This is a genomic window from Pseudomonas sp. Lz4W (genome assembly GCF_000346225.2).
GTDB lineage: Bacteria > Pseudomonadota > Gammaproteobacteria > Pseudomonadales > Pseudomonadaceae > Aquipseudomonas > Aquipseudomonas paraversuta.
Map to the genome: position 1 here is coordinate 1,472,005 of NZ_CP017432.1, position 25,652 is coordinate 1,497,656.

18 protein-coding genes are annotated in these 25,652 nt (G+C 60.1%); 13 read left to right on the top strand and 5 right to left on the bottom strand.

Features of this window, described 5'->3' with window-relative positions:
- The first annotated feature begins 3 nt into the window (after positions 1-3).
- The 8 genes from B195_RS07080 to B195_RS07115 all read left to right on the top strand — a co-directional run bounded on the left by B195_RS07080 (position 4) and on the right by B195_RS07115 (position 12,663).
- A complete protein-coding gene (locus B195_RS07080; RefSeq protein WP_003446721.1) occupies positions 4-2,088 on the top strand; it encodes a type VI secretion system Vgr family protein in 2,085 nt (694 codons plus the stop codon).
- The gene (tssJ, locus tag B195_RS07085) at positions 2,075-2,611 is read left to right on the top strand and encodes a type VI secretion system lipoprotein TssJ (RefSeq protein ID WP_003446723.1); all 537 of its coding nucleotides are present in this window, start codon (positions 2,075-2,077) and stop codon (positions 2,609-2,611) included. Before B195_RS07080 ends, tssJ begins: the two co-directional genes overlap by 14 nt.
- A complete protein-coding gene (tssK, locus tag B195_RS07090; protein WP_003446725.1) occupies positions 2,598-3,938 on the top strand; it encodes a type VI secretion system baseplate subunit TssK in 1,341 nt (446 codons plus the stop codon). The genes tssJ and tssK overlap by 14 nt, the downstream gene beginning before the upstream one ends.
- On the top strand, positions 3,935-5,140 hold the full coding sequence (gene icmH, locus B195_RS07095) for a type IVB secretion system protein IcmH/DotU (protein WP_003446727.1): 1,206 nt from the start codon (positions 3,935-3,937) through the stop codon (positions 5,138-5,140). Before tssK ends, icmH begins: the two co-directional genes overlap by 4 nt.
- Before the next feature lie 45 nt (positions 5,141-5,185).
- Positions 5,186-8,455 (top strand): type VI secretion system membrane subunit TssM, encoded by a 3,270-nt coding sequence (tssM, locus tag B195_RS07100; protein WP_003446729.1) that lies wholly within the window; start codon positions 5,186-5,188, stop codon positions 8,453-8,455.
- A gap of 456 nt (positions 8,456-8,911) precedes the next feature.
- Entirely contained in the window at positions 8,912-9,583 is a 672-nt protein-coding gene (locus tag B195_RS07105; protein ID WP_328823148.1) for a response regulator transcription factor, read from the top strand.
- 218 nt (positions 9,584-9,801) lie between these two features.
- Positions 9,802-10,017, top strand: a complete 216-nt coding sequence (locus B195_RS07110; protein WP_003446734.1) for a hypothetical protein — start codon at positions 9,802-9,804, stop codon at positions 10,015-10,017.
- 405 nt (positions 10,018-10,422) lie between these two features.
- Positions 10,423-12,663, top strand: coding sequence for a transporter substrate-binding domain-containing protein (locus tag B195_RS07115; protein WP_238143953.1), 2,241 nt, complete (start codon positions 10,423-10,425; stop codon positions 12,661-12,663).
- Between the two features lie 50 nt (positions 12,664-12,713).
- Here B195_RS07115 and B195_RS07120 read toward each other — a convergent pair whose 3' ends face one another.
- Both B195_RS07120 and B195_RS07125 read right to left on the bottom strand, forming a co-directional pair.
- On the bottom strand, positions 12,714-15,089 hold the full coding sequence (locus B195_RS07120; RefSeq protein ID WP_003446738.1) for a transporter substrate-binding domain-containing protein: 2,376 nt from the start codon (positions 15,087-15,089) through the stop codon (positions 12,714-12,716).
- Between the two features lies 1 nt (position 15,090).
- On the bottom strand, positions 15,091-15,786 hold the full coding sequence (locus B195_RS07125; RefSeq protein ID WP_003446740.1) for a response regulator transcription factor: 696 nt from the start codon (positions 15,784-15,786) through the stop codon (positions 15,091-15,093).
- Between the two features lie 521 nt (positions 15,787-16,307).
- On the opposite strand from B195_RS07125, the gene B195_RS07135 reads away from it, so the two are divergent.
- Positions 16,308-17,003 (top strand): response regulator transcription factor, encoded by a 696-nt coding sequence (locus B195_RS07135; protein ID WP_003446742.1) that lies wholly within the window; start codon positions 16,308-16,310, stop codon positions 17,001-17,003.
- Between the two features lie 42 nt (positions 17,004-17,045).
- On the opposite strand, the gene map is transcribed toward B195_RS07135, so the two are convergent.
- Positions 17,046-17,834 (bottom strand): type I methionyl aminopeptidase, encoded by a 789-nt coding sequence (map, locus tag B195_RS07140; protein WP_003446743.1) that lies wholly within the window; start codon positions 17,832-17,834, stop codon positions 17,046-17,048.
- Positions 17,831-18,073, bottom strand: coding sequence for a ParD-like family protein (locus B195_RS07145; RefSeq protein ID WP_003446744.1), 243 nt, complete (start codon positions 18,071-18,073; stop codon positions 17,831-17,833). The genes map and B195_RS07145 overlap by 4 nt, the downstream gene beginning before the upstream one ends.
- Positions 18,074-18,303: 230 nt before the next feature.
- Between B195_RS07145 and B195_RS07150 the strand changes: the two genes are divergently transcribed.
- From B195_RS07150 to B195_RS07160, 3 genes are read left to right on the top strand one after another with little or no spacing between them, the layout of a single operon-like run.
- On the top strand, positions 18,304-18,840 hold the full coding sequence (locus B195_RS07150) for a sugar dehydrogenase complex small subunit (protein WP_191985166.1): 537 nt from the start codon (positions 18,304-18,306) through the stop codon (positions 18,838-18,840).
- Between the two features lie 14 nt (positions 18,841-18,854).
- Positions 18,855-20,444: a GMC family oxidoreductase gene (locus tag B195_RS07155; protein WP_003446746.1), complete on the top strand. Its 1,590-nt coding sequence runs from the start codon at positions 18,855-18,857 to the stop codon at positions 20,442-20,444.
- A 3-nt stretch (positions 20,445-20,447) separates the two neighbouring features.
- Positions 20,448-21,905, top strand: a complete 1,458-nt coding sequence (locus tag B195_RS07160) for a cytochrome c (RefSeq protein WP_003446748.1) — start codon at positions 20,448-20,450, stop codon at positions 21,903-21,905.
- A 419-nt stretch (positions 21,906-22,324) separates the two neighbouring features.
- Here the strand turns inward: B195_RS07160 and poxB are convergent, their stop codons facing one another.
- Complete coding sequence (gene poxB / locus B195_RS07165; RefSeq protein ID WP_003446750.1) at positions 22,325-24,046, bottom strand: ubiquinone-dependent pyruvate dehydrogenase; 1,722 nt, start codon at positions 24,044-24,046, stop codon at positions 22,325-22,327.
- Between the two features lie 194 nt (positions 24,047-24,240).
- Between poxB and B195_RS07170 the strand changes: the two genes are divergently transcribed.
- Positions 24,241-25,428 (top strand): low temperature requirement protein A, encoded by a 1,188-nt coding sequence (locus B195_RS07170; protein ID WP_003446752.1) that lies wholly within the window; start codon positions 24,241-24,243, stop codon positions 25,426-25,428.
- Positions 25,429-25,652 lie beyond the last annotated feature (224 nt).

The window sequence follows — 25,652 nt, forward strand, 5'->3', positions numbered from 1 at the left end:
GCAATGAGTGATTCTTTGCTGCCACGTTGTGGTTTTACCGGGCCACCGGGCTCAAGTGCCTTGTTGTTTGCCGGGCTGCACGGTCATGAAGGCCTGAGCGAGCTGTTTGAGTACCGGGTGAAGGTGTTGAGCCCGGAAGGGGAGCTGAACGCGGACGACTGGCTGGGCAAGGCCCTTGGGCTTGAACTTCATCATTCGGCACAAAACAGCCCCTCATCGCGCAAGGTGCATGGCCATGTCTGTGGCTTTCGGCGTCTTGGCGATGAGGGGCGATTCCCCTGTTACGAGTTTTTGCTGCGGCCCTGGCTGTGGTTTGCAAGCTGTGCCAGCAACTGCCGGATTTTTCAGAACCAGAGCGTGCTGGAGGTGCTCAAGGCTGTGCTGGCGCCTTACCCCGGCGAGGTGGAGTGGGCGGCGACGGAAAGCTATGCGGCACTGGAATATTGCGTGCAATTTGCCGAGACCGATGCCGCCTTTGTCAGTCGCCTGATGGAGGAAGCCGGTCTCTATTACTTCTTCCGCCATAGCGGCGAAGGGCACAGTCTGGTGGTGACCGACTCGATGAGTGAACACCGGAGTCTGGAGGCTGGTGACACCCTGTACTGGCGGATGGGCAGCGACGACAACTTCCACAGCCTTTGGGACTGGGTGCCGCAACAGGCCCTGTGCAGCGGTCGGGTGAGTGCCGCTGATTTTGATTTCAGCAAAGCCAATACCCGTGAGGCCAGCGTGCTTGCGGCGGCGGCCTCGATCGCCGCGGGCCATGATCAGGCCGGGTTTGAGCACTACCGCTACCCCGGTCATTTTAACAACAGCGCCAGCGGTGAGGCCGCGACCAAGGTCCGGGTGCAGGCTTTGCACGCGCTGCGGCAACGGGTCGGGGCCACGGGTTGTGCGCCTTATCTGTTGCCCGGTGGCACGTTCAAGTTGTCCGGGCATGCCGACCCTGGGCAGAACGCCGAATACTTGATTACCCGGGCCACGCTGACCGCCACTTGCAGGGTTTCGTCTACCGGGGTCAGCGCGCCGAGCTTCAGTTGTGATATCGAGGCCATAGGCAGCAATGCCCGCTATCGCGCCCCGGTCCAGACCCCGCGCCCCAGAATGCCCGGCCCGCAGACCGCCTTTGTGGTGGGCAAGGCCGGCGAGCAGCTGTGGGTTGATGAATTCGGCCGGGTCAAGGTGCAGTTCCATTGGGACCGTGGCGAACAGACCGACGAAAACTGTTCCTGCTGGGTGCGCGTCGCCCAACCGCTGGCAGGGCAACGCTGGGGCGCGATTTTTCTGCCGCGCATCGGTCAGGAAGTGATTGTCGAGTTTCTTGACGGCAACCCGGACCGCCCTCTGATCACCGGCAGCCTGTACAACGGTGGCATGCGCCCGCCCCATGAATTGCCGGCACAGGTGGCGCGCAGCGGGATTAAAAGCCAGTCGCTGGGGGCCCGGGATGTTTACAACGAACTGCGTTTTGAAGACAGGGACGGCGCCGAACAACTGTTGTTCCATGCCGGGCGCAATCAGGACGTCACGGTGCGCAATGATGCCTTGGAGCATGTGGGCAACGACCGCCACGTGAAGGTGGGGGGCAATTCCTTCCAGCAGGTGCTCAAGGATGCCCATCAGCATCTGGGTGGCGAATTCAATGTGTACGTTGCGGGCGGCCATTCGCTGGAGGTGGTGGGTGACCGCAGCATCAAAGTCGGTGCCGGTTACTCGATGGAAACCGGCGCCGATCACCGGTTCAAAGTAGCAGGCGGCCATTCGCTGGAGGTTGCTGGCGACAGCGATACCAAGGTCGGCGGCAAGTTCCGGCTCGGCGCCACCAGCGTCGACCTCAAGGGCTCGCAGACCCTGACCCTCGAGGCAGGGCAGACCCTGACCCTCAAAGCCGGCTCCAGCACCCTGGTCCTGGGGCCCAAGGGGGTGGCGATCAACGGCGCACTGGTGACCATCGACGCCAAGGGCAAGGTGGACATCAACGGCGGGGGCGACAGCAGCGCCGATCCGGCCGAGGCACCGCAGCCCATCCCCACCCAGAAACCACAAATGCCCAAGCAACCCGAGGAAGCCGACCATGGTCGTGACTGACGCCCTTAGGCAGGTGCGCCGGCTGGCGCTCTGCGGCGCATCGGTGCTGGTACTTGGCGGGATGCAGGGCTGCCAGATGTTCGGCTGGTTCCAGGACCCGCCACCCGATCCGTACCGAAGCCTGCAGGTCGAGGCTGCCCTCGATGTGAATCCGGATATCCATGGGCGGCCATCGCCCGTGATTCTGACGATCTACCAACTGAGTGATGCCAAGGCATTTCTCGCGGCTGACCCGGCCAGTCTGCTGGAACCGGGCGCAGAGCCGGCCAGCCCCGCCTGGTTGAAGCGCGAGACGTTCCAGTTAAGACCGGGCGAGGAGCTCACCCGGCGTTTTGTGCCCGAACCTGCTGTGCAGTTGTTCGGCGCAGTGGCGGAATACCGCGACCTGGAAAATGCCCAGTGGCGCACCGTGGAGGTGTTTCATGGGCAAACCCCCGAGTCGCTGCAGATCAATCTGCAACGGACCCGGGTTTCGATCCGCCTGATTCCATTACAAGGAGAAGCATCCAGTGTTCAGCAATGACCGGGTGCTGTGGTCGGAAGGGATGTTCCTCCAGCCGCAGCATTTTCAACAGCAACAACGCCACCAGCAGGCGCAACTGGTGCAGGGCCTGCTGGCTTTGCAAAGCCATGCCTGGGGCTTTACCGCGCTGAAGGTCGATGCGGCCCAACTGGCCCTGGGCTATGTGCAGTTACTGGAGTGCGCCGGCATCTTGCCCGACGGCACACTCTTCAATCTGGACACCGAGCAGCTGGCCCGCACCCGCTTTGTGGTGCCCGAGGGCGCACGGGAACTGGAGGTGGTCCTGGCCTTGCCCGCGCCGGGCATCTCGACTGTCGAAGTAAGCCGTGACAGCGGCCCCGACAGCCTGGCGCGCTACCGTCTGGTGGAAGCGCCGGCCCTGGATAGTTCGGCCCCCGACACGGGCGAGGCGACCCTGCAACTGGCGCGGCTGAACCTGAGGCTGGCGGGCAAGCGCGACGTTGCACGGTCCCATGTCTATCTGGACGTGCTGCGCATCGCCGAGCGCAGCCCCGGTGGCCAGGTCAGTCTGGATGAGGGCTTTATCGCGCCGGTGTTGAACTGGCGTCTGGCCCGGCCCCTGGTCAGCTTTGTTGACGACTTTCTGAGCCGGGTCAAGCAGCGTGGCTACATGCTGGCGACCAATATGGGGGTGCCGGGGCTGGGCGGCGTGGCGGAGGTCCAGCATTTTCTGATGCTGCAAACCATCAACCGGGCCGAGTCCATGCTGGGTCATCTGGCGAGCTATCCGGGCTTGCACCCTGAGGTGCTCTACCGCGAGTTGCTGGGGCTGGCCGGGGAGCTGGCGATATTTTCTGAAAGCAGTAAACGGCCCAAATCCTATCCTGTCTATCGCCACGACCGGCTTGGCGAATGCTTCGCCCCGATCATGGACGATCTGGCCTATACCCTCAGCGCCCAGGCCGGTACCGATGTCATTCCTCTGGTTTTGCACGAGCGCGAACATGGTATCCGCTTTGCCGCCGTGCTCGACTCAAGCCTGTACGCCAGCGCCCGCTTTGTGCTCGCGGTGCGCGCCCAGGTGCCGGACGATGAACTGCGCAAGGTGTTCCCGACCCGCCTGAAAATTGGCCCTGCAGAGCGGGTCGCCGACCTGGTGGACCTGCAGTTGCCCGGGCTTGGCGTCAGTGTCTTGCCGGCCGCTCCGCGGGAACTGCCCTATTACGCGGGCTTCAGCTATTTCGAGCTGCAAAGCGATCATCCGCTGTGGCAGGAACTCAACACCGGTGCCGGTTTCGGACTCCATCTGGCCGGTGACTTCCCCGGCTTGCAACTGGCCTTCTGGGCGATCAAGGACCCTCAATGATTCGTCGTTTTGTCTCTCCGTTAGCCCGTATCAGGGCGCGTTTGCGTGCCTCTGCACAACCCGCCGGCCCGGCTGAAGCATTGCCCCCGCTGAGCAGCGACGGGCTTGGCCAGCGCGCCAGTGACCTGTTGTATGAAGTGGTACTGCTGCGCGGTCTGGAACGTGCGCCGGATCTGGATGAGCTGCGGGCCCGACTGGTCACCAAGGTGCGCACCTTTCATCGTCAGGCCATGGCTGACGGGGCTTCGCTGGATACGGTGGAACGGGCCCAGTACGCCATCTGTACCTTGCTCGATGAAATTATTTCGGGCTCCGAATGGGGGCGCGGCGGTTGGTCCAGACACAGTCTGTTGATGATCTTTCATGGCCAGACCTCCGGTGGTGACGGTTTTTTCGCCTACCTCGACGCCGCGGAACTCAAGCCCCAGGAAAACCTTGCCCTGCTGGAAGTGATGTACCTGTGCCTGGCCCTGGGGCTGGAAGGCCGCTATCGCATCCAGAGCGAGGGGCGCGCGGCACTGGCGCTGCGCCGCAACCAGCTGTTCGAAACCATCCGCCTGCAACGCGGCTACCTGCCCAAGGCCCGCCTGGACGAGCATTTGCGTTCGTGGAGTCGCGGCTACTTCAGCCGACGCCAGCGCTATGTCTGGTGGGGCTGTGGCGCCCTGTTGCTGGTGCTGGCCGCGGGCCTGACCTGGCACCTGGAAAATCGCGCCTATCAGACCCTTTTACGTTTGCAGGCACTGGAGCAGGCCCCGCTGATCAGCTTGACCCAGTCCCTGGCCGAGACGCTGTCGGCAGATTTGCGTGCGGGGCGTCTGAACCTGCTCGAAGACGGGCAGGGGGTGCGCATCATCATCAGTTCCTCGGGCCTGTTCGCCACCGGCGGCAGTGAAGTGGCGGCGCCCTATGAGCCAGTGTTGTCGCGCATTGCGGCGGCCCTGGAGCAGTGGCCGGTGCAGATCAAGGTGATCGGGCATAGCGATGACACGCCGGTGGCCAGAGGCCTGGGCTCCAATCAGGCCTTGTCGCTGGCCCGTGCCGAGGCGGTATTGCACAGGTTGCAGGGCAATCAGATCGACCCGGCGCGGTTTACCGCTGAAGGACGTGGCGAATTCGAACCCTTGTTCGCCAATGACAGCCCGGACAACCGGGCCCGTAACCGTCGGGTCGAAATCTTTGTGTACCCCGCCGAGCTGTAAGCCGGGCGCCTTCCCTCAACCTTCTACCTTGCGGATGTTGCTGCCATGCTCCTGCGTGTTTTGAAAACCCTGCTGCGGGCCTCGCCCTGGCTGCTGGGGCTGCTATTTACGATGTATCTGATCCTGATCCATGGCCCGCGCCTGGCGGTTGACGGTCATGTACCGCTGGCCGCTCTGGTGGTGCGCCTGCTGCTGTGTGGCGCGCTGCTGCTGGTGGCTGTGCTGCTGGTCTGGCTCGGGCGGCGTGGCAAGCAGCAGGCCGAGCCGCAAGCGGTCGCCACGGCAGCGGTGCTCGACGAGTTGACGGAGCGCGAACTGGCATTGCGCGAAAGGCTGTGTGCATGGCGCCAGCGCACCGGGGGCAAATTGCCGGGGTTGCTGGTGATCGGGCCGGCCGGGGTCGAGAAGGGGCCCTTGCTCGGGTTGCCGGCCAATGCCGATGAAGACTTGCGCTGCAGTGCCGTTGACGGCTATGGGCTGTTTGAAATCGGCGGCCACCTGGTGAGCCAGCGCCACCCGCAGGAAGTGCGGCTGTGGCGTCGCTTGCTGGATGACCTGGGGCAGTCGGGCGCCTCGGGCCAGCATCCGCGTGGAGTGATCCTGGTGCTATCGGCCGCCCGGCTGCAGGGCGCGACAGAGGTGGAGCGGGACCAGATTGCATTGAGCCTGCGCGCGCGTCTGGAGGAGCTGGCCAGCCGCTTCGGCAAAGGGCTGACGCTGCAGTTGATCATCAGTGAATGCGAGCAGTTGCCCGGCTATGGCGAATCACTGGCCTGGCTACCGGCGGACCGCCGCGAGTTGAGCGTGGAATTCGCCCCGGCCACCCGCAACCGGCACTTGCTCACCACCCTCGAACAGCGCATGGCTGCCCTGATCGAGGGCCTCGACAGCAGTGAGTTCGAGCGTCTGCAGCGCGAGCCGGATGTTCAGGTTCGCGCCCGGCTGTATGGCTTCATACCGATGTGGCGAGGGTTTGCACTGACATTGAACGGGCTGCTGAACACAGCGCTGGCCCAGGAGCCGGGCATTGCCCAGGTCGCCTTGCAATCCATACGTTTCAGCGCCCGGGCAGCCACCCCGGAGTCGCCGGCGCCGGCCCTGCTGCGGGCCTTGCAGACCTGCCGCCGGCCGGGCCGGATACGCACCCCGTTGCGTCAGGCCGGCGCCTGGTGGCGACCGCGGGCGCACTATCTGATGCTGGTCGCCAGCCTGCTCGCCGGGTTGTTGTTACTCAATCTGTACCGTGATCAGGACCGGCGCCTGGAGCAGGTTGATCAACACATCGCGGCATTGCAGCAGGCGCTGCCCCATGGAGCACCCGTCGCGCTGGGGGCCGGGGCACTGCTGCGGCTGGACCGGCTCGCCGGCATAGCCCGGCTTCTCGATCGGCGCTGGAGGGTCTGGGCCACCGATCGCCAGTTACGTCAGTTGTCCGGGCAGTTGTATGCCCGGGATCTGCAGCAGGTTTTGCTGGTGGATCTGTTGCAGCGCTTGCATGGCAGTTTGCATGGCACCACTGACGAGGGGCTGCGCGAGAGCCTGGGGCTGTATTTAATGCTCGGTGGCGAGGCGCCCATGGATGCCCGCTCATTGCGTGACTGGTATGCCCGGGCTGCGGGCGGCCCCGGTGAAGCCTACCGCCTGCGGCTGGATCAGCATCTGCAAGGCCTGCTCAAGGGGTTGGCGCAGGCCGGTCCGGTGCCGCTGGATCGCGGCCTGATCGAGCAGGTGCGCAACCGGCTGGCGGCGCAACCGCTGGCCCAGCGTTTATACGAACAACTGCTTGAGGGGATGCGGGGTCAGGCCCTGGCCGAGTTCAGCATTGCCTCGGTGCTGGGGGCCGAGGGCATGCTGCTGTTCGCCCGGCGCAGCGGCGAAAGCCTGGTGGAGGGTGTGCCGGGGTTGTATACCCGGGAGGGTTATCGGCGTTTCGAGACATTGCTCGAGCCCTTGCTGACGGTCGGGTTGCTGCAAGAACGTCGACTGCTGGGGCGCTCCGAAGTGCTGGCTCTGGAGCCTGTCAAACGCGAGATTCTGGCGCTCTATCATCAGGACTACATTGCCCACTGGGAGGGTTTTTTCGACGATCTGCAAATCGCCGGCCTGGACCAGCATGAACACCTGCCGCGGCGGTTGATGCAATTGGCCCGGACCGATTCGCCGCTGCTGGTATTACTGCAGGCCGTCGCCGGGCATACCGAACTGACCCCCGCAGCATCCCCCGAGGGCTGGCTGGATATGGCGCAAAAGCAGGCGCAGCGTCTTCAGCCTGTGGCCGAACCGGGCGAGACCGCTGCCGCGCCCCCGGAGCATCCGGTGACCCGGCACTTCCAGCCTTTGCATCGCTGGCTCGCTGCTTCGGCACCCGAGCCGCCGGCCCTGGCAGTGCGCGCAGCAGTCAAAGGTGCCGCTTTATTGATGCAGGCCAATCAGAAAGCGCCTTCCCTGAAAGTCACGGTGCCGCCCAATGAGGTGTTGCAGCGTTTGAATGAGGAAATCGAGCAGTTGCCCGGTCTGCTGCAGCCGGTTTTCCTCGACATTGCCGAGATTGGCCAGCAGCAGGTACAGCAGCAGGGCCGACGCTCGCTGGCCACTGCCTGGGCCGCTGAAGTGGCGCCATTGTGCGAGCGCGGACTGAGCGGGCGTTACCCGTTTGCGGGTGACTCGGCCAATGACGTCAGCCTCGAAGACTTCAACCGGATGTTTGCCGCTGACGGGGCATTGCAAGGCTTTGTCCAGCAGCATCTGGCGGGTTTGCTGGATACCCGTTCGCGTCCGTGGCGCCTGGGTGACAGCCTTGGGGGCGAGTCCCTCGGGGGGCCATTACTGCTCGCCCTGGAACAGGCCGGGCAGGTACGGGCGGGTTTTTTTCCGGCAGGCGGGACCCAGGCAGGCTTCGAATTTGAGCTCAGCCCGCTGACCATGAGCGAGCGCATCGCCAGCTTCACCCTGCACATCGATGACAAGCGCCTGGACTATCGGCACGGACCGTTGCGCGGGGTGACTTTCGGTTTTCCGGGCAAGGCCCTGGGGACGCAGATTCGCCTCTCGGCCACCTTGCTCGATGGCCGCACCCTTACCCGGCGCACCGAAGGGGCATGGGCCTGGTTTCGTTTGCTTGATCAGGCCCGGCAGATACCGACCGACAATCCCCAGGTCCGGCAACTGGTTCTGGACTTCGAAGGGGAGGAAGTGCGCTTGCAGCTGCGGGCAGGGCGCCAGGGCATGGCTTTGGGTCGTGAAGCACTGAATGGCTTCCGCTGCCCGTCGATTGGTACTTCAGCTGAACCGCTTCAGCTTTCAGAGCTTTCCTAAATACAGTAACCCGTTGTTCATATAGCTTTCTCTGCGTCATCGGACCTGACCGTCATCTGGACGGTTTCAAACCTTGAGGCGGGTGAAATAATCATTCCGTTGCGATTGCTGCCACTCCTTTAAACGGGGCGCGCCTGTAATCCGTCTCCCGCGATGTGCGTCTTGAAACCCGGATCAACAGCCGTGAGTGGACGTTAAGCTGTGCACAACATCGCCAACTCGGCTTTTACGCAGCAACAGCCGAATTGCGCAGGCTTGTGCGGTGCCAATACTGCTTTGAGTTGGTTCAAGGTGCTGGCCGAACAAGGTGTCGTCGAATGATGCCGAGGGGGGATTTGATAGGCAAGAGTATTTCTGCTTTTTAACTAAAAGCACCCGGCCTGCAAAAGGTATTTGCAACAGTCAATGCTTATAAAGGAGTTTCTGATGGCTTCATTATTACGGCCGGCCCGGCTGATGCTGCTGGATGATCACGACCTGGTCTTGCAGGGTATGTTGCAACTGTTGAGGCAAGAGCAGGATATGGAAGTCGTCGGGCACTTCATCCGCAGCCGGGAATTGATTGATGCGTTGAGCCAGCCCGGCATGGAAGTTGACATAATCATCATGGATTACACCCTGAGTCCGGGGGAAATTGACGGCTTGAATTTGATTCGCGGTTTGCGGCTTCGCTTTCCGGATATTCATTTACTGATTATTTCGGCATCCCACACTCCTGCAACTGTGGCGCTGGCCCTGCGTTGCGGAGCCAAGGGGTTTATCGGTAAAGACATGTGCTCCAGTCAACTGGCAGTTGCCGTACGCAGACTGGTGGGCGGGCGCGGTTACCTGCATCCGCAGATGGAGTCGAATCTGCAATACAACGGGGTTTCCATTGCTCAGGGGCAGCGCAATGGCCTGGCCAAACCCACCGGTGTGGACATGCTGGTCAGAACCAGTGAGTTGTCATTTCGTGAACGTGAAGTATTGCGTTGTTGTCTGGATGGCATGTCGGTCACGCAAATCGCGTTGAAATTCGAGCGCAGTGTCAAAACCATTAGTACTCAAAAGCAGGCCGCTTTTAAAAAGCTCGGGCTGCGCAGTGATAATGAATTGTTTAAGATTCGCTCGCAGTTTGAAGGTGATTAAGTGGTGGCCGCTGTTAGTGGGTCGGACACTATTGGGTTCTAATAATGGCCTGATTTTTGCCGGGTTATTATAAGAATGTTCTTATTTTTGATTTTTAGAGTGCTGCTATATTTTTTTAAATGCCGTCTGCTGATTCAGAAGTATGTCTGTTGCTCAAGCAGTACTGCGTTGGAGGGGATGGATTCCCCGTAGAGTCTACTTACTTATAAGGATATTCGATGGACAGTGTTGTGGCTTTATCACAGGCAATTCTCCGGATCAGTGAAAATCAGACGGTGCTGAGTATCATGATTCGTGAACTTACGGATGGTGTCGATTTACCGGTAAATTGCGTGAATGCGCAACTCCTGGCCTGTTATGTCGACATGCTGGATAAAAACCATTTGTTGCTGTTGGACGCTTTATGTCAGCTCAACTCCCAGGAAGTACTTTAGCGGGTTGCAAATGGCTGGCCTGATGGTGAATTCAAAATTTGTCTGGCAACGATGCCGGGCGATGGTACGGGCTCGGGCCCCGAGGATCTGCCAGTGTCGGGTCGGTTGTTTGCTCAGGGTCGGCGCCCGCTATGCACCCGCATGCACTCTGCGAGCAGTGATACCCACCCATGATCCGGTATCCCGTAGTCCTGCGCGCCCATCGGGTGCCGGGTGATTGCCTCGGCAGCCGGCCGGGCAATGGGGTACGCCAAGAAAGTTTTCAGGCGCGATCGCAGCGGCCGCAGGTTTGTCTGGGGCCTGTTGCTGGCCTCTGCCTGTTTTCGGAGCATGGCCCAAGGGCAGGCTGAACAGCTTTTCACTGCACAGGAAAGAGCCTGGATTAGCGCCAATCCTGTGGTCCATGTGGCTGTGGATCCCGACTGGCGCCCATTGGAATACGTTGAAGATGGTGTTTATAAAGGGCTCAGCGCTGAGTACCTGAAAGCCATTGCCAGGGTTTCCGGCCTGGAGTTTCGCTGGAAGCAAGGCCTGGGCTGGCCCTCCGCCAGGGCTGCACTGGCGGAGCGCAGTATCGACTTGCTTGCGGCCACTTCACAGCAGATGGCTGCGCCGCAATCCCGTGAGCATATCGCCTACAGCAAACCTTACTTTGTAGGTTCTACGCTTATTGTGACCCGAGCCAGTTCGCCGGTGATGTTCGATCCTCGTCAACTGGAGGGCAAGAAGGTCGCCGTCAAGGCCGGAGGCGGCTATGAGCGCAGTTTGCGTTTACGTTACCCCGCAATCCTGCTGGTCGCGGTCGAAACTGCAACAGAGGCATTGGAGCGTGTCGCGAGCGGTGAGCTGTATGCCGCCATCGATGTTGATGCGGTGTTGATCCCGATTTTGCAACACCGCTATTTCGATACGCTGCACGTCGCGGGTTCGATTGCCGAATTGCCCGCAGTGGTCAGCATCGGCATACGAATGGACCAGCCGTTACTGGTCTCGATCATCAACAAATCCCTGGCCACGCTGACCGCCCGCGAGACCGACCACATGCTGGCGCGCTGGGTTGATGCCGCCAGTTACGGGCCGCCGTCGTGGTCCGAACTGCTGAAATACTATTGCCGCGAAATGCTCGTGGTGGTCCTGTTTCTCGCCATCTTCATGTATCTGTTGTGCAACGCCCATCTGGCGCAACGCCAGGCCCGGCGTAGCGAGCGGGACAAGGCCATGTTGCTGGCGGTCATGAGTCATGAAATTCGTACGCCCATGAATGCGATTCTTTCCAGTGTCGAGCTGCTGGGGCGAGCCCGGCTCGCGCCGGAAGATGCCGAGTTGGCGAAAATTGCAGTGACCAGTGCCAATACGCTGTTGGGGCTGCTCGATTGTGCGCTGGATTTTTCCAAGCTGGAGGCCGAGCGCATGGTGCTCGAGTACAGGCCCACCAATATCGGCGGGTTGATCGAGGAGGCGCTCAGCATCTCGGAGTTGCGGGCGCAGGAGAAAGGCCTGCCGATGAAGATGAGCCTGCAGTGGGACTCGCCGCTGTGGTTGAGTGTTGATGCCCTGCGCCTGCGGCAAGTACTGATCAACCTGCTCTGCAATGCAATCAAGTTTACCGAGGCCGGTGAGGTCAAGGTGGTAGCCGGTTTTGAGATCGACCCTGAGGATTCAGCCAGGGGGCTGTTGCACCTGAGCATTATTGACACCGGCATCGGCATTTCCTGGCGTGATCAGCGGCGCCTGTTTCAGGCGTTTACCCAGGCCGACGACTCGATTACCCGAAAGTTTGGCGGCACCGGTCTGGGGCTGACCATCTGCCGCCGTCTTTTGGGGTTGATGGGCGGCACTATTGTGTTGCACAGCGAACTCGGCAAGGGCACAACCTTCGTGGTCCGGGTGCCCGCGCTGCTGGCAGAGCCGCAGGTGCACCTCCAGCAGACAAATTCCTCAGCTTCAACCGCGGCGGCGGGTAGCGGGATGCCGGCGCTGAAAGTACTGGTGGTTGAGGATCATCCGCAAAACCAGTTTGTGATCAGGCGCCAGTTACAGACCATGGGCCATGAAAACGTCCAGGCGCTGACGGGGCAGGCGGGTCTGGATTGCTTTGCCGGGGAACGCTTCGATGTGGTGCTGCTGGACTGCAATTTGCCGGATATAGATGGCTATAGCGTCGCCCGCCGTATACGTGTCATGGAGGTCGGGCGCCAGATCCGTACACCGATCATTGCCATTTCGGCAATGGTTGGGGCGGAGCATGCCGAGTCGTGTTTTGACGCCGGTATCGATGGCTTGCTGACCAAGCCGTTACGGGTTGACCAGTTGCGGGAAATAATCGATCTGTGGTGTGACAGATGCACGCCAGCCCCGGAGCATCCCATGCTGCCGGAGCCGGCCGACGGCGATCTGCTAAGTGCTTTTTTTGCAACCTGCCACCTGGACTTCGAGCCTCTGCCTGGCTTTGCGCAAGCCTGTGACTGGCCCCAGGTGGCGCATCGGGCGCATCGCATTGCAGGTGCCGCCATGATGCTGGGTCAGCCCCGGGTCGTCGAGGCTGCCCGCAGACTTGAGGCGCTTTGCCAGGAGCCAGTTGAAATTGCGACTGTTCACATGGCCATCGAGCATTTGCAACATGCCCTGGAATCCGCTTGTCGCTGACGCGCAACGCGGCTGCGACGGGGGCTCGCAGCCGCGTGCCCGGTCAGCGACTACGGGCCCGTTTTTCTGCTCAGGTAAAAGCTCTTCAACGCTTCTTCCATGCCGGCCAGCATGGCGCTCCAGTCGTACTCCTGACCGGCAGTATCACGCAGGGCCTGTTCCATGTCCCTGGCCCGTTTCGCCAGTTCGTTCGCCTGCATCGCTAGCGCTGCACCGTGAAGACGATGGCTGTAGTGCAGGGCCAGCACCAGGTTGTGCTTGTCGAACGCATCATGCAGACAGGCGAAATCTTCGCCACAGGAGGTATTGAACAGATCCTCGATGGAGGCGCTGCTCAGTGAGCTGGCCACAAGCTGGGGCGGGGTGTCGGGGCCGGGCAGCCACAGGCCCAGGATCTGCCGCAAGGCCGACAAAGTCAGGGGTTTTGACAGATTGCCGTCAATCTCGCTTTCGATGCATTTGAGCTGATGTTGCTCGTCGGTGGAGGCGGAGATCGCAATGATCGGCATGTGGGCCAGGCCTTGCTCTTGTTCCTGCTGGCGAATCCTGCGGGCCACTTCGTAACCGTCGATGCCGGGCAAGTGACAGTCCAGCAGGATCAGGCAAATGCCCTCGCGGTGCTGCTCCATGGTCGCCATGGCCGCTATGCCGTCCTCGACAATCAGCGCGTGATACCCCAGCTCAGTGAGTTGTAGCTGGATGGTCTGGCGGTTGATCGGATGATCTTCGACCACCAGTACCTGCTGCCAGGTTTTCGCTGGTGCGTCCGGCAGCGGCTCTTCGGCAGCCCGGGCAGGCAGGGCAGGGTATTTGTGCCGGAAACTCACCGGCAAGCTGACGCGTACACGGGTGCCCTGGCCGGGTTCGCTTTCGAGGTCGATCTGGCCGCCCATCAACTCCACCAGCTGTTTGCAGATGGACAGCCCCAGTCCGCTGCCGCCGTAACGCCGGGTGATCGAGTTGTCGGCCTGGACGAACGCCTGGAATAAATGCCGTTGTTGTTGCGCGTCGACTCCGATCCCCGTATCGCTGACCAGTATCTCCAGGTGTCCGGAGTCGGAGGAAGTGGCTTCAAAGTGCAGGCTCAGCAGCACCTCGCCGTGCTCGGTAAATTTCACCGCATTGGACAGCAGGTTGGCGATGACCTGACGGATACGGACCGGGTCGAGGATCAGTAACACCTCATCCAGGCCGGTAACCGCCAGGGATATCTCGGTATGGCGCTGGCGGGCAGCCAGTTGGTGGATGTCGGCCAGGCCCCGGGCCAGTTGCTGCAGGTCGGTGGGGACGGATTCCAGCTGGATCTTGTCGGCTTCCAGCTTGGAAACATCCAGCACGTCGTCGAGCAATTCCAGAAGGTTGCGCGCCGAAACGTTGGCCAGGGTGGCCAGTTCCTGTTGCGCCGGCGTCAGCGGTGAACCCTTGAGCAGTTCGATGGACGACAGCACGCCATTCATCGGGGTGCGGATTTCATGGCTCATCATTGCCAGGAAACTCGATTTGGCCGCTTCGCTTTTCTGCGCGGCCTTTTTCGCCAGCATGGCACGTCGGGTCATGAAGGCCAGTGCCGACAGCAGCAGGGCAAAACAAATCAGCTCGATCTGGTAGTAGCGGAAAACCGTCGCCCAGGAGGGGGCGCCGTAGTCGGTCCGTTCCAGCCAGCGTTCAAAGATGGCATCGATGGTTGATGGCGGTAGCTGTGCCAGTGATTTGTTGATGATGGACAACAGTTCAGGGTACTTGGGGCTGATACCCATGCTGCTGACGATCGGCATGTCTGACAGCACGCCGGCCAGGTGCAGGGTGCCGAAAAACTTGCGGGATATGATCAACTGCAAAACGCTGTCCATGCCAATCACAGCGTCGGCTTTGCCCTCGGCCAAAGCCATCAGGGCGTCCTCCGGGTCATTGATCAGTAGCAGTTCGACGTCGGGGAACTCTTTTCGCAGGTACTGCTCATAGCCGCCGCCGCCTTTGACCGCTACCACTTTGCCGTTGAGTTTGTGGGTCGAAAACAGTACCGGTTCACCACTGCGGGTGACGACGACGGTGGAACCGACGAAAAAAACGTCGGACAGCAGTAGTTTTCCGGCCTGGTCCTTGTCGATCAAGGCTTTGGAGACGGCAGTGGTCAGGTCGATTTTGCCAGCGTCGATGAGGGCGAGGGTTTCACTCCAGTTTTTTGTCGGAACCAGTTCGAATTGCAGTCCGCTGATGCGCGAGATTTGCTGCAGATAATCGCGGGTCAGGCCTTTGTGTTCGCCATTTTCGATGTATTCCAGCGGCCAGTAGGAGTCGATGGCATAGCGCACCACCGGGTGCTCCTGGATCCATTGCTTCTCTGCCGGGGTGAAGGCGTAAGGGGAATCGGCGTACACCTGGCAACTGATCAACAGCGCAATCCCCAGCAGCATCAGCCTGCGCATATCACTGGCCTTCCAGCAGGTAGCGGACCTTGTTCAGCTCGTTGTCATTGTTCAACCCGAGCTTTTTGTAGGCGGCTTGTTTCTGGGTACTGATGGTCTTGATGCTGCGGGAAAACTTATTGGCAATTTGCGTCACCGACATGCCGTCCAGGAGGCAACGCATCACTTCGTGCTCGCGCCCGGTCAGCGCCGCATTCGTGGCAAGGATGGCCAGGCTGTCAGTGTCATCGTTGGTGGCTGCGGTCGACGGATCGCCGGAAGAGATCTCCTGTTCACGAAACTGCTCGCTCATGGTTTCGGCCAGGTAGGTCTTGCCGGATACCACGCGGCGAATGGCAATAGGCAGTTGGGACGGGTCCACTTCTTTGCCGATAAATCCGTCGGCGCCGCTGCGCATGACCATGGCCACGGTGGCGGGGTTATGCAGTGCCGACAGCACCAGCAAACGCATGCCCGGAAAGCGTTTTTTCAGGCCGCGCACCAGGTTCAGGCCGTCGATTTCGTCCGGCCCCAGTGAATAGTCCAGCAGCACCAGGTCGACGCTCTGTCGTTGCAGTGCCTCAAGCAGTGCCTGACTGCTGCTGAAACTGCCGGCAATCTCAATGTCGGCCTGGGTTTTCAGGCTCAGTTCCAGGCCTTGGAGCATGAATAGATGATCATCCAGAAGCATGACCCGAATCATTTTGCGAATGGACATGACCAGCCTCGAAGAACTTTGTCCTCATCTCGCGCCACAGTAGGCGCGAGGTCGACAAATAAGTGTTGAGTGTGATCTGCACGGCTCCAGGGGCCGCAGGCCAGAGCTTCAGAGTAATAGATTATGAACAACATGTGCAGCGGCTGAAGTCGCTACCCGGAATCAATAGTAGCCCGTGGTTCATCCTGACTTGAATCAGCACCCATTTCGCTCTGCACAGTCTGTGCAGTAGATGCCTCTAAACTGGATCAAGACGGGTTTTCAGAGATTGTGCTGCTTTCTGGCGCGGCTGACTTCATGTTGGCTGAGGCTGGTGGGGGTAAGACACTTTTGCTTTTTGAGACGATTCTTATTTTTGTGGCGGGAAGCGGGCATATCATAACGCGCGATTCTTTGCCCTTAGTGTTGGTGCGGGTTTTGGCTTTGACTCTGGTTGAAGTGCTGGTACGAACGCCCCTGATAAAGGGTCATATGGAGTAATACCTGGTTCAGCAACGCTGAGAGGTAAAGAGGAAGTTGCCATGGCATCCATGTTGAACCCGATTCGCTTGATGTTGCTTGATGATCATGCGCTGATTCTGCAAGGGTTTTCTCGGTTACTCACCCCCCATAAAGATATGCAGATTGTCGGCTGTTTCACCCGCAGCCGGCAGTTGATGGACGCGTTGAGAACGCAAAGTGTGGACGTGGTGGTGATGGACTACTCCCTGAGCCCCGGCGAAGTTGACGGCCTGAATCTGATTCGCGGTCTGCGGCTCCGGTATCCGGGGGCGCGCCTGCTGGTGGTTTCGGCCCTGCATACGCCGGCAACGGTAGCCCTGGCGATGCGCTGCGGCGCGAGTGGGTTTCTGGGCAAGGATACAAGCTCTGATGAAGTCGTACTCGCCATCAGAAAAGTCGCCGCCGGCCAGATTTATTTGCATTCTGCGATGGCGCTGGAGCTCAAACATAACGAAATTTCGACCCGCAGCAGCCTGGAAACCTCTGCCGACAGCGGGTCAGACCAGGGGGAACTGACCGGTTTGAGTACCCTTTCCATTCGTGAGCGCGAAGTGCTGCGCTGCTGTCTTGAGGGCATGTCGGTGACGAAAATCGCCGGGAAGTTTTCCCGCAGCATCAAGACCATCAGCACCCAGAAGCAATCGGCCTACAAAAAGCTGGGTGTGACCAGCGACAATGAATTGTTCAAGATCCGCTCGCAGTTCGAGAACGGCTGATGGCAGTCATTGATGGTTGTGGGAGCCCGGCTCCCACACACATTAGATGGCGGGGTATTCGTCACTGGCGTCGGGCCAGGGGCTGAGCACTTCGAAACCGTCATCCGTCACGGCAACCATGTGTTCCCACTGGGCCGACAGCGACTGATCCTTGGTCACTACGGTCCACTGGTCCGCCAGGGTTTTGACATGGCGTTTGCCCGCATTGAGCATGGGCTCAATGGTGAAGATCATGCCGGTTTTAAGCTTCATGCCCTGGCCCGGGTAGCCGTAGTGCAGGACCTGCGGCTCATCATGGTAGACCTTGCCGATGCCATGACCGCAGTACTCGCGGACCACACTGAACCCTTCCTTTTCGGCCAGCGACTGGATGGCATGGCCAATGTCGCCCAGGGTTGCGCCCGGGCGAACCACACGAATCCCGGCACACATGGCGTCGTAGGTGGTTTTCACCAGGTGACGGGTTTGCGGATCGACATCGCCGACCAGGTACATGCGGCTGGTATCGCCGTACCAGCCATCCTTGACCACGGCGATATCGATATTGACGATATCCCCGTCCTTGAGCGGCACTGCGTTCGGGATGCCGTGGCAGACGACTTGATTGACCGAGGTACAGACCGTTTTCGGGAAACCGTGATAGCCCACGTTACCGGGAATGGCCTTCTGCACATTGACGATGTAGTCGTGGCAGATCTGGTCCAGCTGGTCGGTAGTGACGCCCGCTTTGACGTGGGCGCCGATCATGGCCAGCACTTCGGCGGCCAGCTTGCCGGCAATCTTTGACTGGGCGATCTGCGCCGGGCTGTTGATCACGACACCGGCTCTCATTGATCGACTCCTGCAGTGGCTTGGGTGGCGGCGCACAACTGTTTCAAATCGAGGCCTCCGTCCAGTTCGGCGGCAATCAGCAGGCGGCAGATCTGGTTGTGATCCAGGCCTGGATGCAATTCGGTCAGCATGCCGATACGCATCCAGTGCTCCGCTTGTGCGTTGATCGAGCGGCTCAGAGCGTTGCTGGCCAGCCGCAGGTTCTCGTGCATGGCGTCCGAGATTTTTACAATGCCCATCTAAATGCTCAATATGAAATGTATATGAAACGTATATTAGGCGATGGCGGGGCCACATCGCAACCTTGCCGGGTCAAGCGCCCAGCTCCTGCATCGGGTAGGGGGTATTAGCCGGTATTCATGAAGCTCCATCACTAATCTCTGTAGGATGTTTGATCATTCTTTGTAACAACCTGATTTATCGAAGGTCTAGGTGTCAGCCTTTATTTTTGATGATCAAGGAGATTTATGTGATATCCCGCAGAAAGTTACTGTCTTCTGGCGCTGCCATAACCGGTGCCGGACTTCTTTCTTCATCCTGGGCGGGTTCGGTTCTGGCGCAAGGCATCAGTAATGCCGCCACTGATGATGTCGAACTTTTGCACCAGCTTTCACTGTTCCTCACCGAGCGCGATGCGCTGGACCCGAGCCTCACGCTGCGCGTGCTGGCACGCTGTACCGAGGCCGATCCATTGTTCCCGGAAAAGGTCAGGGGGCTGTGGGGCAGCATCCGCCAGCATGGTTTGAGCCGGGTCTCGATGTTGAGCGCCAGCCCGGTTTATCAGAACCCGCAGTACAAGGACACGGTGCAAAAAATCGTCCGCGCCTGGTACCTGGGCTATACCGGCACTCCGGTCAGCATGCGGGCCGTGGACGACACCCGGCTGGTGACCTTCACCGGTGCGCTGGCGTACACGCCGACCCTGGATGCCACCGTGATCCCCACCTACTCCCGGGGGCACACCAACTATTGGGTTGATCCGCCGTCTACCGTCGCTAACGATTAAAACAAGGGGTACCCATGAGTCAGGTCTTTGATGCTGATGTCATTGTTGTTGGGTCCGGAGCCTTGGGCAGCAACGCAGCTTTTGAATTGGCCAAACAAGGCAAGTCAGTGATTATTCTGGAAGCAGGTGAGTCCATTCCCCGCTGGAAAATCGTTGAAAACTTTCGCAACTCTTCGAACAAGAGTAACTACAACTCGCCGTATCCGAATGAGCCATGGGCGCGTCATTCCTACGATGAGCAGTACATAGAAAATATCGGCTCGTTCGAGTTTCGTCCGGGCATGTTGAAACTGGTCGGCGGCACCACCTGGCATTGGGCGGCAGCCTGCTGGCGTTACCTGCCCAACGACATGAAGCTCAACACCCTGTACGGGGTTGGCCGCGACTGGCCGATGGAGTACAGCGAGCTGGAACCCTATTACGCACGGGCCGAAGTGGCGCTGGGCGTATGCGGCAGTGATACCCAGGATCAAAGCGGGCATGACGGCGAGGCCTTTCCGCCGCGTTCGACGCCGTACCCCATGCCGCCAGAAGGCGATACCTACCTGTTCCAGCGCCTTCGCGCGCGTCTGGCCCCGGCCGGCTATGTGTTCCTGCATGAGCCCAACGGTCGTGCCACCACGCCCTATGACGATCGCCCTGCGTGCAGCGGCAACAACAACTGCATGCCGGTATGCCCCATTGGCGCCATGTACAGCGGTGATGTGCATGCCCGGCACGCGCAGCAGGCGGGGGCCAGACTGCTGACCGACGCCACGGCATACAAGCTGGAGAAAGGCGAAGGCGGCAAGATCGTGGCCGTGCATTACCGCAGCTCCAAGGGCGATAACGTGCGGCTCACCGCCAAGTACTTTGTGGTGGCCGCCAATGGCCTGGAAACCCCCAAGCTGCTGTTGATTTCCGAGGTGGCCAACTCCTCGGACCAGGTGGGGCGCAACCTGATGGACCACACTGGTCAGGGGCTGCAGTTTCTGGCCGACGAGCCGGTATGGCCGGGGCGCGGAGCGGTGCAGCAAGGCGGGATTTTCAACCGTCGCGATGGCGCGTTCCGCAAGGAACGGGCGTCGGTCAAACATGCCTTTGCCAACAACGTGCCGAACATGGCCGTGGCCAATCGTCTGATCGAGCAGGGCATTTTCGGCAAGGAACTGGACGAGCGAATTCGTCACGATTCGGCACGCTGGGTGGATGTGTCGACGGTGTACGAAACCTTGCCGCTGGCGAGCAACACCATTCGCCCGAGCACCACCCGCACCGATGCCCTGGGCATCCCGATGATGGTGATCAATTACGAAGTGGGTGATTACGTCAAAGCCGCCAAGCCCGGGGTGGACGCCGACTATGCCGACTTCGTGAAAGTCATGGGCGGTACCGTGGTTGAGGACAACACCGGCTGGCAGAACCGCGACCACCTGATGGGCACCGTAATCATGGGTACTGATGCCAAGGACTCGGTGGTCAACCACGAGTGCCGCACCTTCGATCATCCGAACCTGTTTTTGGCCACCACCGGGGTGATTCCGGCATCGGGCACCATCAATCCGACGCTGACCGGGGTTGCCTTGAGCATTCGTGTGGCCGACATCATTGCGCGGGAGGTCTGAGCCATGAATCCCTATCTCTGCGCGCTACGCCCCCTGGTTGCCCTGTGCAGCCTGTTTGCTTCGCTGTCCGTATGGGCGGTCGAAGATACTGCCGCGCTGATCAAGCAAGGCGAATACGTGGCCCGGGCTGCCGACTGCGGGGCCTGTCACCGTACGGTGGAAAAAGACGGCCCGGCGCTGGCCGGTGGTTATGCCATCGACTCGCCCATGGGCAAGATCATTGCCAGCAACATCACACCGTCCAAGACCCACGGCATTGGTGATTACACCGAGCAGCAACTGGCCGATTCCTTGCGCAAAGGGGTCAACGCCAAGGGCCAGCAGTTGTATCCGGCCATGCCCTATACCTCCTATCAGGGCATGAGCGATGAAGACATTCACGCGCTGTATGTGTACCTGCAACAGGGGGTTAAACCGGTAGACGCAGCCGTGGCGCCGACCCGACTGGCATTCCCGTTCAATATCCGGCCGTTGATGTTTGGCTGGAACCTGCTGTTTCTCGACAACCAGGGTTTTGTTGCCAAAAAACCGGACGATGCACAGCTGACCCGCGGGCAATACCTGGTCGATAGCCTGGCCCACTGCGGTGCCTGCCATACCCCGCGTAATGCTCTGATGGCGGAAGACTCCGAGCGCTATTTGTCGGGCGCTGCACTGGGCGGCTGGATCGCGCCTAACATCACCCCGGACAAAGCCACCGGCCTGGGCGGCTGGAGCAATGACGAGGTGGTGGCGTTCCTGAAAAACGGCCACGTCACCAACAAGGCACAAGCGGCGGGCGGCATGGCTGAAGCGGTGCAAAACAGCCTGCGGTTTTTGACCGATGATGACCTGTACGCCATGGCCGGCTACCTGAAAACCGTCCCGGCGATTGCCACCGGAAACCATGTCGCCAGCACCCCGCGGGTGGTGACGCCGATCGACATGACCACCCTCGAAACCGGTCAGCTCGATCAGGCAACTCTGGCCGATGCCAGCGAAACCGATGGCGCCCGACTCTACAACTCGGCGTGCGCCAGTTGCCACGGGCGTGACGGGCAGGGCACCGGCGACGGGTTCTATCCTTCCTTGAGCCAGAACAGCGCCTTGACCGGGTTGCATCCGAATAATCTGGTGATGGCGATAATTGAAGGGGTGGAGCGTAAAGGGGCCGACCTGCAAGTCAGCATGCCGGCATTGGGTGGTGACCTGAATGATCAGCAAGTGGCGGCGATTGCCAACTACAGCCTGCAACGTTTCGGCAACCCGTTGCTCAGTGTTGATCAACAGACCGTGGCCAGCCTGCGTCGTGGTGGTGATGCGCCGCTGTTGGTGGTGGCAATGCCTTACGTGATCTGGGGTGGCGGCGGGTTGTTGCTGTGCCTGATTGTCTGGGGCCTGGTGGTACGCAGCCAGCGCAAGCGGGAGCGCGAGATCCTGGCCAAAAGAATGGCGCTTAACCGGCGCTTTCATTCGCGCTAATACCGCAACGACGTAATCCTGTAGGAGCGAGCTTGCTCGCGAGCATTTGGTTGATTGGCTGAAAAGCTCGCGAGCAAGCTCGCTCCTACAGGTGTCGGGGTTGTTTTCAGCGCAATAAATTGACCTTGGGCAAGTCGATCCGTCCATCGCGGTTATACCGCCACGTTGTAATTCTGTAGGAGCGAGCTAGTCTCGCGAGCATTTGGTTGTGTGGCTAAAAAGCTCGCGAGCAAGCTCGCTCCTACAGGTGTCGGGGTTGTTTTCAGCGGAATAAATTGACCTTGGGCAAGTCGATCCGTCCATCGCGGTTATACCGCCACGTTGTAATTCTGTAGGAGCGGGCTTGTCTCGCGAGCTTTTGGTTGTTTGGTTGAAAAGCTCGCGAGGCAAGCTCGCTCCTACAGGTGTCGGGGTTGTTTTCAGCGGAATAAATTGACCTTGGCCAGGTCGATCAGCTCCCGGGCACGACCGTCCATTACGGTCTTGAGCATGAACAGGCTAAACCCCTTGGCTTGTTCGAAGGTTTTGCTCGGTGGCATCACCAGCTCCTGACGGGCACTGACCACGTCGACCAGTACCGGGCCGTCATGGCTCAGGGCTTCACGCAGGGCCGCTTCCAGCTCGTCTGGATGCTCGACACGAATTCCCTTGACCCCCATCGCTTCGGCCATGGCGGCGAAGTTCGGGTTGTTCAGTTCGCAGCCCACATCCGGGAACCCCGCCGCTTTCATTTCCATTTCTACAAAGCCCAGGGTGCCGTTGTTCAGCACTATGACTTTTACCGGCAAGCCGACCTGATTCAGGGTCAGAAAATCTCCCATCATCATGGTGAAACCACCATCGCCAGACATGGAAATTACCTGGCGGTCGGGGAAGGTCGCTTGTGCGCCGATGGCCTGCAACATCGCATTGGCCATGGAACCGTGGTTGAACGAGCCGATCAGACGACGCTTGCCGTTCATTTTCAGGTAGCGCGCAGCCCATGCAGTGGGCGTGCCCACATCGCAGGTGAAGATCGCGTCTTCATCCGCCAGCTCGTTGACCAGACGATTGAGGTACTGCGGATGGATGATTGAGCTGCCAGGGCCGCTTTCAGCCAGGGCGTCGAGGTCTTCGCGGGCTTTTTTGTAGTCCTTGAGGGCGGTATCCAGATGCTCGCGCTCAGGGTTTTGCAGCACTTTTGGCAGCACCGCCTGCAAGGTCAGCTGAACATCGCCGATCAGACCCAGCTCCAGCGGGCAGCGATTGCCCAGGGCTTCGGAGCGCAGGTCGATTTGCGCGATATAGCCATGCTCCGGGTAAAACTGGCGGTATGGAAAATTGGTGCCCAGCATCAGCAAGGTGTCACAGTTGGCCATCGCCTTGTAACCTGATGCAAAACCGATCAACCCGGTCATGCCGACGTCATAGGGGTTGTCGTATTCGACATGCTCCTTGCCGCGCAGCGCATGCACGATCGGTGCATTCAGGCGTTCGGCCAGGGCCAGGATTTCGCTGTGGGCACCGGCGCAGCCTGCGCCGCAGAGCAAGGTGACTTTTTTGCCGGCATTGAGAAATGAGGCCAGCCGGTCGATGTCGGTATCGTGCGGACGAATCATCGGCAGGCTCGGCTTGAGCCAGTTGGGCACTTTGGCGTCGCAGGCCTGCAGCGCCACGTCCCCCGGAATCACCACTACCGCCACCCCGCGCTTGGCGATGGCCATGCGCATGGCGCGCTCCAGCACTTGCGGCAGCTGCTCGGCCCGCGACACCAGCTCGACGTAATGGCTGCATTCCTGGAACAGGCTTTCCGGATGGGTGGCCTGGAAGTAATCAATGCCGATTTCGCTGCCGGGAATATGCGCGGCCAGCGCCAGCACCGGTACACCGCTGCGATGGGCGTCGAACAGGCCATTGATCAAATGCAGATTGCCCGGGCCGCAACTGCCGGCGCAGACTGCCAGTTCGCCAGTCAGATGCGCCTGGGCCCCGGCGGCAAAGGCTGCGGACTCTTCGTTGCGCATGTGAATCCACTGGATTTGTTCCTGGCGCCGCAGCGAATCGGTGAACGCATTCAAGGAGTCTCCCACTACTCCGAATACACGTTTGACACCTGCCTGCTGCAGGGTTTCAGTGATGAAGTCGGCAACCGTTCTGGTCATGGGAGGTTCCTTGAAGTAAGAATGCGGAGGAAAACAGAGTAGACGCAGCATCCGACCCTGCAGGTTTTTAAAACGTTCGATGAACAAGTGTTCATCTGCATAATGCGCGCTGCTGTTGTGGCTGCAGGCTTGCCTGCGATCCGGGCAGCGGGGTTGATCAGCTGCCACAGCCATTGCTTCCCGGAGGATCAAATATGACCCGCACTCTTTCTGTGCTGCGCGGCCGAGGCAGTCATGACAGTGGCAAGGTCGGCATGGTCGAGCTGTTTTTCGACCTGGTGTTTGTGTTTGCCGTGACCCAGCTGTCCCATTCTCTGCTGGCCAATTTAACGGCTCAGGGTGCGGTGCATGTGGGCTTGCTGCTGGTTGCCGTGTGGTGGGTGTGGATCTTTACTTCGTGGGTGACCAACTGGCTCGACCCCGAGCGCATCCCGATCCGTATTGGCTTGTTTGTGCTGATGGTGGCCGGGTTGCTGCTGTCGGTGTCTATCCCCCACGCCTTCACGGATCGCGGACTGCTGTTCGCCGGGGCCTTCGTATTTATGCAGGTGGCACGCTCGGCGTTTGCCATGTGGGTGGTGCGCGCCGAGTCGCCCGGGCTGGCGCGAAACTTTCAGCGCATTTTGATCTGGATGCTGTTGTCAGGGGTGTTCTGGATCAGCGGTGGTTTGCTCGAAGGCAATCAGCGACTGGCCTGCTGGGCCGTGGCGCTGGCCATCGAACTGGTGTCGCCGTCGTTGTTCTTTTGGGTGCCGGGGCTGGGGGCTTCGACCCTGGACGACTGGAACGTTGAAGCTAATCACATGGCTGAGCGCTGCGGGCTATTCGTGATCATTGCCCTTGGCGAGTCCTTGCTGGTGACGGGGGCCACTTTTGCCCGGTTGAGCTGGAGCCTTGCTGGCTTTGCGGCCTTTGTGGTGGCGGTGCTGGGCAGCATCGCCATGTGGTGGATCTATTTTGACAGCGGCGCCGAGCGGGCCCATGAACGCATTGCCCACGCCCGTGACCCGGGGCGTCATGCGCGTCTGGCCTACACCTACATTCATGTGCTGATGATTGCCGGGGTGATCGTCAGCGCGGTGGCCGACGAGTTGGTGTTGATGCACCCCGGGCACGCAACGACTGGGGCGGTGATCACCATGATTGCCGGACCATTCCTGTTTTTGCTGGGGTGTGCATTGTTCAAATGGGTGATGTCGGACCGCCCGCTGCCGCCGTTTTCCCATATGGGGGGCATGTTGCTGCTGTTGATTCTGCTGCCGGCTGCCCTGGAACAGGTATTTTCAGGACTGATCCTGGGGGCGCTGACCACCCTGATCCTGCTCATCGTCGCGGGATGGGAGGCGGTGTCCTTGGGTCGCGGTCCGATGCCCAATGTTTAGTCGCAGTGCAACCAAAGGTATAAATGTCTGTATTTGACCTGCCCGGGCTGGCGTGTGAGGCTGGGTGTTCTTTGTAGGCAATGGTTTTGGCGATGAGGCTTGGCCCGATCAGGATTGGCGACCACTGGCTGTCGGACGTTTTAACGTCAAGCGCTGTGCCTTGCCCTGATTTTTTTGCCTGTGCATCGGCCTCTGCCTGCGGCCTCCCTTCAAAACTGGCCTTT

What these genes read in the sequence shown, in the direction of transcription:
- B195_RS07080 (WP_003446721.1), top strand. Translation starts at nt 4, where the DNA reads ATGAGTGATTCTTTGCTGCCACGTTGTGGTTTTACCGGGCCACCGGGC.
- tssJ (WP_003446723.1), top strand. Translation starts at nt 2,075, where the DNA reads ATGGTCGTGACTGACGCCCTTAGGCAGGTGCGCCGGCTGGCGCTCTGC.
- icmH (WP_003446727.1), top strand. Translation starts at nt 3,935, where the DNA reads ATGATTCGTCGTTTTGTCTCTCCGTTAGCCCGTATCAGGGCGCGTTTG.
- tssM (WP_003446729.1), top strand. Translation starts at nt 5,186, where the DNA reads ATGCTCCTGCGTGTTTTGAAAACCCTGCTGCGGGCCTCGCCCTGGCTG.
- B195_RS07105 (WP_328823148.1), top strand. Translation starts at nt 8,912, where the DNA reads ATGCTGCTGGATGATCACGACCTGGTCTTGCAGGGTATGTTGCAACTG.
- B195_RS07110 (WP_003446734.1), top strand. Translation starts at nt 9,802, where the DNA reads ATGGACAGTGTTGTGGCTTTATCACAGGCAATTCTCCGGATCAGTGAA.
- B195_RS07120 (WP_003446738.1), bottom strand. Translation starts at nt 15,089, where the DNA reads ATGCGCAGGCTGATGCTGCTGGGGATTGCGCTGTTGATCAGTTGCCAG.
- B195_RS07125 (WP_003446740.1), bottom strand. Translation starts at nt 15,786, where the DNA reads ATGTCCATTCGCAAAATGATTCGGGTCATGCTTCTGGATGATCATCTA.
- B195_RS07135 (WP_003446742.1), top strand. Translation starts at nt 16,308, where the DNA reads ATGGCATCCATGTTGAACCCGATTCGCTTGATGTTGCTTGATGATCAT.
- map (WP_003446743.1), bottom strand. Translation starts at nt 17,834, where the DNA reads ATGAGAGCCGGTGTCGTGATCAACAGCCCGGCGCAGATCGCCCAGTCA.
- B195_RS07145 (WP_003446744.1), bottom strand. Translation starts at nt 18,073, where the DNA reads ATGGGCATTGTAAAAATCTCGGACGCCATGCACGAGAACCTGCGGCTG.
- B195_RS07155 (WP_003446746.1), top strand. Translation starts at nt 18,855, where the DNA reads ATGAGTCAGGTCTTTGATGCTGATGTCATTGTTGTTGGGTCCGGAGCC.
- B195_RS07160 (WP_003446748.1), top strand. Translation starts at nt 20,448, where the DNA reads ATGAATCCCTATCTCTGCGCGCTACGCCCCCTGGTTGCCCTGTGCAGC.
- poxB (WP_003446750.1), bottom strand. Translation starts at nt 24,046, where the DNA reads ATGACCAGAACGGTTGCCGACTTCATCACTGAAACCCTGCAGCAGGCA.
- B195_RS07170 (WP_003446752.1), top strand. Translation starts at nt 24,241, where the DNA reads ATGACCCGCACTCTTTCTGTGCTGCGCGGCCGAGGCAGTCATGACAGT.